At 66.5% G+C, this 7,901-nt stretch carries 10 protein-coding genes; all 10 read left to right on the top strand.

Features of this window, described 5'->3' with window-relative positions:
• Positions 1-403: hypothetical protein (locus tag NS2_RS36915; RefSeq protein WP_222594886.1), on the top strand; the 403-nt coding region annotated here is incomplete at its 5' end.
• Positions 404-529: 126 nt separating this feature from the next.
• Entirely contained in the window at positions 530-844 is a 315-nt protein-coding gene (locus NS2_RS26085; RefSeq protein ID WP_033089975.1) for a hypothetical protein, read from the top strand.
• Complete coding sequence (locus NS2_RS26080) at positions 832-1,098, top strand: hypothetical protein (protein ID WP_033089976.1); 267 nt, start codon at positions 832-834, stop codon at positions 1,096-1,098. Before NS2_RS26085 ends, NS2_RS26080 begins: the two co-directional genes overlap by 13 nt.
• Positions 1,099-1,514: 416 nt before the next feature.
• Positions 1,515-1,958, top strand: coding sequence for a hypothetical protein (locus tag NS2_RS26075; protein ID WP_033089977.1), 444 nt, complete (start codon positions 1,515-1,517; stop codon positions 1,956-1,958).
• A gap of 29 nt (positions 1,959-1,987) precedes the next feature.
• Positions 1,988-2,395 carry a hypothetical protein gene (locus NS2_RS26070; RefSeq protein WP_143161374.1) on the top strand — a complete coding sequence of 136 codons (408 nt, stop codon included), beginning with the start codon at positions 1,988-1,990 and terminating at the stop codon, positions 2,393-2,395.
• 786 nt (positions 2,396-3,181) lie between these two features.
• Entirely contained in the window at positions 3,182-3,721 is a 540-nt protein-coding gene (locus NS2_RS26065) for a hypothetical protein (protein ID WP_145961810.1), read from the top strand.
• A 384-nt stretch (positions 3,722-4,105) separates the two neighbouring features.
• Positions 4,106-5,224 (top strand): hypothetical protein, encoded by a 1,119-nt coding sequence (locus tag NS2_RS26060; protein WP_033089980.1) that lies wholly within the window; start codon positions 4,106-4,108, stop codon positions 5,222-5,224.
• Complete coding sequence (locus tag NS2_RS26055) at positions 5,221-6,732, top strand: type IV secretory system conjugative DNA transfer family protein (RefSeq protein ID WP_052486741.1); 1,512 nt, start codon at positions 5,221-5,223, stop codon at positions 6,730-6,732. The genes NS2_RS26060 and NS2_RS26055 overlap by 4 nt, the downstream gene beginning before the upstream one ends.
• On the top strand, positions 6,729-7,616 hold the full coding sequence (locus NS2_RS26050) for a replication-relaxation family protein (RefSeq protein ID WP_081986181.1): 888 nt from the start codon (positions 6,729-6,731) through the stop codon (positions 7,614-7,616). The genes NS2_RS26055 and NS2_RS26050 overlap by 4 nt, the downstream gene beginning before the upstream one ends.
• Entirely contained in the window at positions 7,609-7,890 is a 282-nt protein-coding gene (locus tag NS2_RS26045; protein WP_147207310.1) for a hypothetical protein, read from the top strand. The genes NS2_RS26050 and NS2_RS26045 overlap by 8 nt, the downstream gene beginning before the upstream one ends.
• Positions 7,891-7,901 lie beyond the last annotated feature (11 nt).

Genomic DNA, 7,901 nt, shown 5'->3' with positions numbered 1-7,901 from the left:
GGACACTAGCACCGAATGCCTGAGCGCGGAGCTCGCGCGTGCAATGTCCGACCCGCGATTGAGGCGGCGGATAGGCGATAATGTGTTGTGGTGCATGGATAGTGACGGGCGAGGATTCGAGCGCACTATCGAACATCTGCGCAGCCTGCCTGATGGCTGCGACCCGATCATCATCACACCGGTTACGGACCATTTCCGGAAGCGCCTGCCCAGCGCGTGCGAGGTGGCCACCGTATTTGCAGCTCTCCAAGACAGCGGAACATGGTTCCCGAAGGGCTGCCAAGAATACATATCCGAGGAAGCGGCCGACGGAACACGATCTGTCAGACCGCGCAGACTTGGGCGCTTGATCGGTTTCGTTCTCGAATGGGGAATGCCGGTGAGGCGCGCGGATATTCGCTAACCGAGTATCCCGTATTTATTGCGGCGCGTTCGATGCGCCGGAGGACTTCCTTAACCAAGATGCGCTGAGGCGTTCGCGTGCCGGTCGCGCTATGCAAATTACAGGTATTCACGAAAAGAGGCGGTCATGAGGATTCGGCCGACGGCACTCGGTTTCGTCGATGACGAGTGGTCCGGCGTTGGGGCGCAATGGGATCGGGCACAGGTGGCCAGACTCGCCAGACGGCTCGGATACGCATTGATCTGGCCGGACGAGAACTCGATGCTGGCGCTGGTCGATCAGGTTCGTGAATCGGACGTGGACGCAGTGCTCATCCCGTCCAGCGTTCACCTTGACGCGTTAACGCTGGATCGGCTGATGCATACCTGCGATGTGGAGACGGTGCTGCCGCGTGAGACGTTCGCTCGTTACTTCGGGGGGAGGCAGGGATGTCCGGCCTGAGCCCTCTCGCCCTGACCGACTTGGCCGTGCTGGGCGCGCTGAACACGGCAGACGGGCTCGGTATCGAACAGATCGCAATCGTGGTCGCCGCACCACCGTCCGGCCCTGGAATGTCGTTGAACAGTGATGCGACACGGCGGATTCTGACCCGCCTCGAGGCGCGCGGGCTGGCCGAGAACGAACCTGCGGGCTGGCGACTTACCCGGCGCGGGCGCGCTCTGTGGGCCACCAAAGGCAGCCGGTTCACGCTGTGAGAGCCGTCGCCGAATCAAACGAAAAGGAAAGAAGCACAACCGAATAGATACCGATGATGCCGATTTGAGGGGGCTTCGTGAGTGCGCTGGCCGAGTTGGTTCTGGTCCTGTTGTCTTGTGCCGTTGGCGTGGCCGCCGCGCGATGGGGAATCGCTGCCGATACCCCGCCCGTCACGTCCGCGCCCGGCGGGCCGTTGCTCGTCGCGGACGGCCGCGTATTCCATCGGGTCCCGGTCGCCAATCTGCACCGCCTACACGGGCGACACCGCGCATGAGTCGGCCGCCGATCGACGGATCACCTGAACCTGAAAACGACGGCAGCGGGTTCCCGCCTGCTCCCGTGATGGCGGTTGTTTCGCTGGACAGAATCCGGCGGGCACCGAAGAAAGAAACAACAATTGAATGAGAGACACCCGATGAGACAGAACATCATTGCCGCAACTTTTCTCGCGTTCACGTTCGCTGCCGGGACCGTGGTGAGTGTGCAGGCTCCCGCTGCGCAGGCCGACGTCAAGGCGTGCGACTTCCGCTTCACCTGGGACGCACCACGCAAGAACCCGCTGGGTGGGTGGATCGCCGCGCAGGGGTTCGCGTTCTGCGATACCCCACCGAAGGAACACAGTCTCGTACTCGGGTTGCAACGCAAGGTCAATGACCAGTGGCAGCCTTGGATGGATTCGGGGCGGCTGACCGACATCCCGCCACCGCTGCCGGGGGCAACTCACGAACTCCAGGCGAACTGTGCGGGCGTGGTCCCGGGCACTTTCCGGATGAGCGTGAACATCGTCGGCGTGTCGTCGGATGGCGTACCTTTCGCATTCAGTGACTACTCCGGCGAAACGTCCGTCATCAGCTGCTGAAGAACCACCCGAGCGAGGAGAACCACCGCATGAGTGAGAACAACCCTGAGGTGAGGGTGCACACGCAAGAGGGTAAGGCGAAGCTGACCCTCGAGCGGTCATCGCAGTCCGCAGCCACCATCCTGTGCCGGGCGGCAACGTTGGCGGGGCGGCGCAGCCATGGCGAACTGTTGCCCGAACATCTGCTGGCCGCACTGGCCTACCCCGGGCGCGGTGGCGCGTCGGTGCTGGCCGACCTGTGGCGCGACGGGCAGGCGTTGACACTCGAGGAGTTCGCCGAGCGCGTTCGTGCGGCGCTGCCCCCGGTGTCGGCCGAACCCGCAACCGGCCCGATCATGACGATGATGTTCGACGGGCAGACCGTTGCACCGTTCGACGTGAACGCCCCCCGGCGTTACGGCGACGTGGCGGACGTGGCAGCGGATTCGCTCGAATAACCCGGTCCGCACGACCTGCGCCCGAATCCTAATCACGCACGCCTCCAAGACTTTTCGCGTTGGGGGCGTGCGTGCCGATGTGATGGTGTCGAACGTTTCTCGGTGACCTGGAACCCTACGGCCGACATTGCGACACCGCGCGTACGACAGACCCCCACGGCGAACACTGACAGTTCTCAACCAGACGAAAGCGCGCCCCCAACCTCGCAGGTTGGGGGCGCGCCGTGCATGTTCAGAAAAATATTCTCAAGAAGAGTCTTGACAGACCCTAGGTGGAGGGAGTAGGTTCCGAAATCCAGTGTGATCCAGCCCACCTTACACACTACTCCGAACTTAATGACCGAGACTATGCGTTCAAGGTTGGCTTGTCAAACTGGCACCACCGGTTGACCGGCCCAATACCGGCCCCAGGGGCCTGTTGGGAGTCGAGAGTCCCGGTGGCGCGTGGTGCCCGGTTCGGCATGGTGCGCGACACCCCCGCGTGGGGTGTCAGCGGGCGCGAGGTTCAGAACCCGGATTTCGAGATCCGGCCACCCCCTCGCCGTCTGCGAAGCGCCTTGCCTGGACCGCTTGCGCCGCCGATCCCTGTGTTGCCCGAAAACCACCCGCCGCACGCGCGGTCTCGTGTCGCGCGCTGCGGTGGCTGGCACCCACACACGAATCGGAAGAGGTTTCGCGATGAACCGCACCCCCGACACGCCCCCGGTACCCGGCCCGGACGACGGCGAACGTCCTCACTCATCACTGCCGGAGTTCAACTCTACCAACGACTTTCAGGAGATCCCCATGTCGAACTCCCCGCACCACCCCACCCCTTTCGGTACCGGCATCGATCAGGCGGGCTGGTTACGTCGCGAAATCCCGGCACTGGGCGCGAAGTGGCTGGACGTGGCCGAAGCACGGTTGCACGAACTGGTGGCACTCGAACAGGTCCCGGTCCCGCCGAACGTGGCCGGGCTGCTCGAGCCCGGCGGTCGAGCGCTGCTGCGGCTGGCGCTGCTGGCCCAGCTGAACGCGGCCGATCTCGACCCGGTGCCCGGTGGCTGTGAGATCCCGTGGTCGGGATGCCCCGAACACGGGGACATGCTCAGTCACCGTGGCATCGTGCCGGGCTGGTACTGCGACGCGGCCGGGCACGAACGCTACGGCCAAGACACCACCTTCCACCGCCTACGGCACTGCCAGCAACCAGCGGCAGCCGTACTGCACGCCGACGGGTACGCCCTGGCGGTGTGTTCCGCGCACCTGCACAGCGAGCTCGAGCGCGGTTCCTGTGGCGGTGAGGCGTTCACCGTGACCGCCATAGATCCCGACCAGACAGCCTGATCGGGGGGCGGGGCGGTGCCGGCGTGCTCGGTACCGCCCCGGCCGGCTGGCCCCCGGCCCCGGTCAAGGCGCATTTTGCGAGAGCGGCTGGAACAAGACAGGACACCACCGTCACAGCATCGGCAATTCCCTGATCTCTGTACCAGTAGAGGCACATTGCGCCCGATAGCGACCCCGACGACGACAGGACACAGTGATGACGATCCCCGCCAACCCACCGTGCAGCGGTGGCACGTACAGCGGTGTGCGCCGGAATCGGCCGCAGGTGAGGGCCGGGCGAATTTCCTGCCCGGCTGTCACATGGGCTCGGTTCGCGCACTTCTCTGCATACAAAGGCTCGGTGAGGGTGCCGGGCCGGTTATCGGCAACAGGAGGTGGTGTGTCGTGATCACGCAACTGATCGACACGGTGACTGGGTTCATGGGATCGGTGCCGGTGTGGTGGTGGCTGTGCGTGGCGGGCGTGGGGGTGCTCGCGGTGGTGTCGTCGTGGGGGTTGCGCAGGCTGCGGGCGAGGGAAGCGGCGCGGGCGGTGTGGGTGCAGATCACCCCGCCCGCGCACCTGCCCGCCGACGCGGGCGAACGGTTCGCGCGATCTCTCGCGGGTTTGTGCCGCCGCACCCGCCGACACCCGCTGTGGGCGCGGTATGTGGCGTGTGAGTTCGTGGCCACCGACGCCGGGATGCGGGTTGGGGTGTGGGTGCCGCCCGCTCTGTCCGCCCGCGCGGTGATCGCCGCCGTGCTCGGTGCGTGGCCGGGCGCACACGCCACAGTGACCGCACCGCCGAAATTGACCGGCGGCGCGGGTCCGGTGGCCGCACGGGAGGTGGTGTCGCGCGCCGGAGCGTGGTCACCGGTCGTGGCCCCTTCCTCGGCCGGGGTGCGGGCGGGTGCGGACACGGCCGATCCGCTGGGGCAGGCGTTGACCGCGCTCACCGAGCGCGGCCCGGGCGAGATCGCCAGTGTGGCGGTAATCGTTGCGGCGCAACGTGGTACCGGCGACACCCGCCCCGCCCTGCGGCTGCTGGATGCGGTGTTGGCGTTCGTCCAAGACATGATGCGCGAAGCCATGCGCGGCGGCGCATCGCCTGCCCCGCGCCCTGCCGCGCCGACAGCCGTGGACCCGGTGGCGGCGGCACGGTACCGGGCCGTGGTGGCCAAGAAAGCGGCTGGCCCGCACCTGCGGGTCACAGTGCGGGTCGCGGTCTGCGGTCCGGTCCCCGCCCGCTACCTGCGTCACGAAACGCGGTTGATCGCGGACGGTTTCGACGCGGTGGCCACTGCCGGTGACGGGCTGCTCACCCGGCGCGTGCGCCGTCCGGGATACAAGGTTTCGTGCCGCCGACCCGGGGCCGGGTTCGTGGCCACGGTCGCCGAACTGGGCGCGCTGTGGCACCTGCCCGCCTCCGGCGGTGTGTACGGCATCGACACCAGCCCCGCCCGATCCCACCGCCCACCCCACGACATCGCCCGCACCCGCGACGACCAAGAGGGCCAGTCATGAACGTCACCCCCGCCACCGACAACAGCGACCGTGCCGAGGACCCCGTCCCGCGGCTGCGGTTGACCCCGCCGCGCGACCCGCGCCGCGGCCACCCCAAACCCCTCGGTGTGAATGGCGGACAGGTGATCGGGCTGCGCGTGCCCGACGCGCGCCACCACATCCACGTGCCCGGCATCACCGGGACCGGGAAATCGACGTGGCTGGCGAATCTGACCCTGGCCGAAGCGGCGGCCGGGCGGGGCGTGGTGCTACTGGACTGCCAAGGCGACCTGGCCCGCAACGTCCTCGAGCGGCTACCGCTGGAGTGCGCCGATCGCCTGGTCATCTTCGACCCCGCCGAGCACGACGCGCCGCCAGTGTGGAACGTGCTGACCCTGCTCGGTGCCGACACCGTCCAGGCACGCGAGTACACCGCCGAAACGATCACCGGCACATTCCGGCGCGTATACGCCCAAGCCTGGGGGCCGCGCATGGACGAATGGTTCCGCGCGGCCTGTTTGACCCTGATCCGCCGCCCCGGCTCCACCCTCGCCGACATCATCCCGCTGTTGACCCAGCCCGGCTACGCGCGGCGACTGGTCGAACGCTACGGCACCCCCGGCGGGCTGGAAGGCTACTGGCAGGGCTACGACGACTTGACCGCCGTCCAACGCCAGCAACTGTATGGGCCGGTGATCTCCCGGTTGCGGCCGGTCATGTCCCACCAATTCGCCCGCGATCTGCTCGCCACCCCGACCTCGACCGTCGATCTCTCCGAAATTCTCGATGGCGGAATTCTCATCGCCCGATTGCCGAAAGGTGAACTCGGCGAACACGGCGCGGTATTGATCGGGTCGCTGCTGCTGTCGGGATTGTGGTCGGCGACCACGCGGCGTGCCGAGCGTGCCCCCGAGGATCGGCCCGACGCCACAATTATCGTGGACGAATGCCACAACTTCCTCCATCTGCCCATCGGCGTCGATGACGCATTGGCCGAGTCGCGCGGCTATCGTGTCTCGCTGGTGCTCGCGCATCAGCATTTGGGGCAATTGCCGACCGATATCCGGGGCGCGGTCGATGCCAACGCCCGCAACAAGATAGTGTTCCGAGTGTCACCGGCCGACGCCACGAAAATAGCCGCGCATTTCACGCCGATATTCGATGACACCGATCTGGCGCATCGCCCGAATTTCGGTATCAGTGCGCGTATCATCAACAACGGCACCGACGCAGCCCCGTTCGATCTGGCCGCACTACCCTTGCCGGACCCGATTCCCGGACGCGGTGGCGCCTTGCGCGCAGCGGCCCGCGCCCGTACCGGACTCTCGCGAGCGGCACGGCACGCTCTGGCCCACCGCCACCAACTCGCCACCGGCAAATCCGCCTCGAATCCGGCTGGCGGGCAACATTTTTCACTATCCCATTCACCGGCCCATTCACTGTCCCATTCACCCTCCCAGCTAGAGCGGGACAGTGAACGGGACACCGCGCCCCCGGCATCGACGCAGTCCAGCGGGGGTGAACAGTGACCGCGCGGCAACCCCGACAGGCTGTAATAGCCTCCCGGCGGGGCATTTCCATAGCTGATGCGATCACCGAACAACGCCAACTCACCGGCCGTGACCTCGAGTTGCTCGCCCTGCTCGCAGCCCATAAAGCTCTCACCGCTGGTCAGGTCACGCGGTTGTTCTTCCCCGCCGATGGCAACGCCGCCCGCAAACGCCTTGCCTTGCTCGAGCGGCGCGGGGTGCTCGCGCGGTTCCGTGGCTGTCTGCGGCCCGGCTCCCAGGAATACCGCTACACCCTCGGACCCCTCGGCGCGATGATCCACGCCGCCGCCACCGACAAACCCATTCCCACCCCGCACACCGTGCACCAAAAAGCATTGAAGCTATCGAGGAATCCGCAACTCAACCATTTGTTGGGGATAAACGAATTCTTCACAGCACTCCGGCATCATGCACGCGACAATTCCGGGTGCGAACTGCTGGAATGGTGGAACGAGCGTGACGCCACCGCAGCATGCGCCCAAATCACGCGCCCAGACGGATACGGGGAATGGCTGCAAGACGGGCGGCGTATTCGTTTCTTCCTCGAATACGACACGGGCACCGAAGAACTGTCGCGGCTGATCGACAAATTGTGCGGATATCAGGATCTGCGCACCGGCGGTTTGTGTATCCCGGTCCTGTTCGTGCTCCCCGGCCCGAAAAGGCAACAGAATTTCCATCGCCTACTGGATGAACAACTCGCCGCCATGGCCGGGCTCACTGTGGCTACCGCCACTGTGACCGATCTGGATACCTGCACACCGGCCGGGCCGGTGTGGTGGCTGGCCGGGCACACCACCCGCCACCGCCTGATCGACCTACCCACACCCCCGCACGGACAGGACGGGCCACACCATGAATGAACGCCCCACACCCCACAGCGCCACACAGGGCACGCCCGGCACCGATCACCCGCCCACGACCGCACAGCCCCACACAGGGGCCGCAGCGGGCGGCAAGGGCCGCATGCGTGTAGGGCCGACCAGCGAGGCGACCCGCCGACTGGTCGCCGAAGCACGGCTACGGCAAGGGCTGCCGCCCACCATCGACAACCCGGACGTGATCGCATCCCTCGCCCTGTTCCTACGCAACGCGCTGGCCACCCTCCCAGAGGATGACCAGCGCGACGCCGCATGAATCCGATACGC

It is taken from the genome of Nocardia seriolae NBRC 15557 (assembly GCF_007990715.1).
Taxonomy (GTDB): domain Bacteria; phylum Actinomycetota; class Actinomycetes; order Mycobacteriales; family Mycobacteriaceae; genus Nocardia; species Nocardia seriolae.
This window is presented reverse-complemented; position numbering and strand designations above follow the sequence as displayed.